Source organism: Lishizhenia sp. (assembly GCF_033720595.1).
GTDB lineage: Bacteria > Bacteroidota > Bacteroidia > Flavobacteriales_D > Crocinitomicaceae > Lishizhenia.
This window is the reverse complement of the sequence record NZ_JAWWCF010000319.1, coordinates 1-1,730: the sequence shown is the minus strand read 5'-3', so window position 1 is coordinate 1,730 and position 1,730 is coordinate 1. Positions and strand designations below refer to the sequence as shown.

General features: G+C 36.1%; 2 protein-coding genes. Both read right to left on the bottom strand.

Annotated elements, in window-relative coordinates:
* A partial coding sequence (locus R3333_RS14485; protein ID WP_318959472.1) for a LamG domain-containing protein occupies positions 1 to 1,150 on the bottom strand: 1,150 nt, incomplete at its 3' end.
* A gap of 356 nt (positions 1,151 to 1,506) precedes the next feature.
* On the bottom strand, positions 1,507 to 1,730 hold a 224-nt coding region (locus R3333_RS14480; RefSeq protein WP_318959471.1), incomplete at its 5' end, for a hypothetical protein.

Genomic DNA, 1,730 nt, shown 5'->3' with positions numbered 1-1,730 from the left:
CAGTATACGTAACTCCATCTATCCATGTGTAAGAATCACAAGCCGTTATTACGTCTGTACCAGAAGTAGGTACTCCAATGGTAAGGTCTAATGTAACGATAGAATCACATCCGTTGATGTTTGTTAGGTTAGCCGTGTACTGTCCAGAAGTTGTGTAAGTCTGTCCATTGGTAGCCCATGTATAGGTATTACAAGCTGTAACCGTTTCTGTTGTAGCATCTGCTCCTAAAACAGTTAAATCAAGAGAAACAATAGAGTCACATCCCGACGTATTTGATAAAACAACCTTATATACACCTGAAGTTGTATACGTTGCATTGTCTGCAGACCAAACATAATCACCACAACTTGTTGCTGATGTTACGTCTATCTCCATACCTGCTGTAATTGCTGGACCAGTAACATAGTTAGAAGCACTTGTAGTAAGATCTAAACTAAAATCAGTACTATGTCCTTCGTTTGTAGAAAGGTCAAAAATTGTTGAAACACCTGAATTATCATTTCCAGCAACACCTTCATTTAATGGAAAATATGCTACTAAGCCTGAAGTAGATTGTGAACATTCTTCTGCATTCATACCTGCAGCAATTTCTGCTTCTGTTTTTGCAAAATCCCATACTTTAACTTCATCGATGTCTCCAGAGAAATAAGATACATCATCTATTCTTTTTCCAATAGTAATAGCATGTGTAGTTCCAGTATTTACAATAGTAATTCTACCTTTTGCATCTTCAACACCATCGATAAACAAACGTACAGTGTCGTTGTCGTTAGGATCAAAAGTACACGCAACGTGGTGCCACTGACCATCATTTACTGGTGTAGTTGCTGAAAGTCCCGAACCTGCAACCTCGACACGGATAGAATTGTTAAACAAAGTATTAAAAGTAAACCTCTTTCCGTTATAGTAAGAAGAACCTCCATACTGTCCCCAGTCAACAATAACAGCTTGTCCGTTTCCTCCTTGTCCACCAGGTAAACTATTGTTCGTAGTATTAATCCAGGCCTCTATGGTTCTAGCACCATCTCCTGAAATACCCGCATTAGACGTTTTAACATAATCATCTACTCCATCAAAATTAAGAGCAGTGTTTTGTGCGAAAGCCCCTAAGGTTAAACAGGCAAACACACTGGTAATTATTCTTTTCATATTTATGGTTTTAACATAGCGACCAACGCACAAAGTTTAGTTGTCACTAATTCTTTTTTACGAGTTAAAAATCCATATGAAATACACGTAGCAATCGCAACAGCAAATTGCCTATTGTAGAAATCAACTTAAGGGGTATAGGTCATTACCTTCATGCAATAACTCAATATAGTGTGTTTCATATTTTAACCTACTTAGCGTTTTCTCTAAGCAGTAGTTTCAAATAGCGACACAAATATATTATGACTTTCATTTCCCTGAAGTAAACATGGGTAAACATAGGGTAAACAACATTGACAAACAACACATTACAAAACCCATACTGAGTTAAAAATGAAAATAAATGATTAAAAAAACTACAGTTCTTTCAAGAATTCGTAGAGTACAGTTCCTTTTTCCACGCCTAATTTCTTACTTAATCTGTGTTTGGATACTTTCACAGAATCTGGTGTTATCGACTTAACGATAGAAATTTGTTTAGTGGTCAATTTTAAACGAATCAAACCACAAAGTTTCAAATCGTTTTCGGTTAATTTGGGAAATTTGTTTTGTAACTTGATAAAGAATTCATCTCCTATCT